Raw genomic sequence first — 232 nt, 5'->3', positions numbered from 1 at the left:
CCGTCGCAGGCGAGCATCTGGGTCTGCTCGGCCGAGACCGGTGCCCCGCCGGGCAGGAAGGCGGGTGCTGCGCCGGGGGCGGTCGGGTCGGTGATGGTGGCCAGGGGCACGGTCACCAGCAGCCTCGGCCGGGAGGAGGAGCTGCCGGTGTGGCCGGCGAGGTGGGCGTCGGCGAGGGTGACCAGGGCCTGGGCGAGCCGGGTGGCGGCGGGGCGGGGGTCGCGGGTGCCGT

At 78.9% G+C, this 232-nt stretch carries 1 pseudogene; it reads right to left on the bottom strand.

The features are described from left to right. A pseudogene (locus tag WDV86_RS03355) lies at positions 1-232 on the bottom strand (endonuclease); the annotation flags it as partial.

Origin of the sequence: Pseudokineococcus sp. 1T1Z-3 (assembly GCF_037482365.1) — a bacterium.
In the GTDB taxonomy this organism is placed as follows: domain Bacteria; phylum Actinomycetota; class Actinomycetes; order Actinomycetales; family Quadrisphaeraceae; genus Pseudokineococcus.
Note: the sequence above shows the minus strand (reverse complement) of the source record. Positions and strands in the feature narration are given on the sequence as shown.